This is a genomic window from Nostoc sp. CALU 546 (genome assembly GCF_048836525.1).
Genome location: NZ_JAWJTF010000390.1, coordinates 1 through 1686, shown reverse-complemented (window position 1 = coordinate 1686; position 1686 = coordinate 1). Strand labels below are relative to the sequence as shown.

The following is a 1686-nucleotide window of genomic DNA, read 5'->3' as shown; positions in this document are numbered from 1 at the left end:
TCCGTAGGAGTACGCTTAGAGCAAGTATTCGAGCGTCTTTATTCTGACTTCTTCATTCAATCTTCAATTCGCTACTGGCTGCTGGGATATGGACTCTATACCCACTTCTTCTAAAGGTGGACGCACAGATAAATAAATTAATGGGCCGAATAACGGTATCAACGCTATTAACCAGAAAAACTGGGGATTTTTCCAACCGCGACGCGCCATATCATCCTCCAGTAATGTAGGAAATAATAGGCAAAGTAGACAGAAGTCTAAACTCATCACATTTATGAAGCGGTTAGTTTGCCACTGTTGGACAAAATTGCCCCAATCTCCGTCTCTTAAACCATAAGCAACTAAAATAGCTGTGGATACCGTCAAAACAACCCCAGTCATACGAGAATCTAGTAGTTTGAGTAAGGCATTTTTTTTACCAACAAACTGATTATTTGGTTCCCTAATGGCTAAGTACGGCAACAAAGCAAAAGCACCAACTCCGAAAGAAGCGATCGCAAACAGCCAAGCAGGTATTTTTTGTCCTCTGCCATCAATCAACACTACTGCACTGTAGATGAGAGGCCAAATACCCATGAGGTTGAATAATGCTATTACTAACGGGTTAACACCTTCCCACTGCATAGTAGAAAGGTTTTTAATTAACTCGAATGTACCGGGTTGCTCAGGAGGCGCGAGGAAAAATGCATAGATAGTGAATCCCAGCCACAGTAAGCTAAAGGCAATTTTTCTAACCATGAAATATTTAAGTATTATTAATTTTGCCGCTATAAATTTGGGTTATCTGCTTGCTATGGTATCGTTCATTTGTCTCAAGCAGCTTGTCCTAAAATATTACACGATACGTATTAAGGATTGAAATAACTGAAAGCTTCAGAGAGATAATCAGCAGCAGATGCTACTACTGCGATCGCACTTTCATAATCTAGGCGCGTTGGCCCCAAAACTCCCACACTTCCTACTGGTATTGAACCTCGGCGATAGTTGGAAGAAATCAAGGTACAGGTGCGTATCGGTTCTAATGGATTTTCTGCACCAATGCGAACCGTTACCTTTGGTTTACCACCATCCTCCGGTTCTGGTTCCTCAAATATTAATCGCCACAGTTGGTCTTGTTCTTCTTCCAACAGGTGGATAATCGTTTGTACCTGCTGTAACTGGGAAAATTCTGGCTGGCGCAAAACTTCTGACACACCCCGAACCATAATTTGGGTTGCAGTCGGTGCATGAGTGCGACGACTCAATTCGGCAACTGAGTTTTTCAAGAATTCTCCATAGCGTTGGAACTCTTGATCTAGTTCGCTCCAGTCAAGATAGGCTAATTCCAACAGACTTCGACCCCGCAAGTGGCTATTCAAAAAATTAGAAACAATCTGCAACTCACGATCAATTACCTCTGAATCGCGCTGCGTTTCTTCCGGTTTTGAAGCCAAATCCATTAATTTTGAATGTGTCTCGTAACCATCAGTTACGACAATCAGCATGATTCGCCCAGCTTCAATTTGCACTAATTGCAGATGTCGCAATAGTGCTGTAGTGGTTTGCGGCATAGTGATCAAGCTAATACAACCACTCAAGGTTGCTAAAATTTGCGCGGCTCCTTGGAGTAAAGCTTCTAAACTCCGATCTTCCCACTGGAGATGCTTTTGCAGTGCCACTTCTACTTCTCGCCCTAAAGTTTCTGTT

Annotated in this window: 2 protein-coding genes; both read right to left on the bottom strand. The window is 42.6% G+C overall.

Going from position 1 to position 1686, the window contains the following annotated elements:
- Nucleotides 1-63: 63 nt before the first annotated feature.
- Nucleotides 64-738 carry a DUF2834 domain-containing protein gene (locus tag RRG12_RS43940; protein ID WP_420757915.1) on the bottom strand — a complete coding sequence of 225 codons (675 nt, stop codon included), beginning with the start codon at nt 736-738 and terminating at the stop codon, nt 64-66.
- 110 nt (nt 739-848) lie between these two features.
- Nucleotides 849-1686 (bottom strand): HrcA family transcriptional regulator (locus RRG12_RS43935; RefSeq protein ID WP_420763350.1); only part of this gene is annotated, 838 nt, incomplete at its 5' end.